Below are 227 nucleotides of genomic sequence, written 5' to 3' on the forward strand. Positions count from 1 at the left end.
CGATAACTGCTCCATGGCCAGTCCTTTGCGCTTCGTACCATCCTCGCACGCACGGGATTGAGCACGATGTAACGAGCCAATTCCAGAAGATAGCTCTCCTTCTGAACAAGAATGGCTTTATAGCGTCCCTGAAACACATGTCCCACTCGATCATGCATGCGATTGAATGCCTGGGTGTACACCCCATTGAGCTGGCGCATGCCTTTGGAAAGATTGCCATCCGGCGT

Annotated in this window: 1 protein-coding gene; it reads right to left on the bottom strand. The window is 52.4% G+C overall.

The window, feature by feature from the left end:
- Positions 1-227, bottom strand: a 227-nt coding sequence (locus ACYQ2W_RS26940) for a transposase (protein WP_459874236.1), incomplete at both ends; no start/stop codon positions are given.

This window comes from Endothiovibrio diazotrophicus, assembly GCF_054657215.1.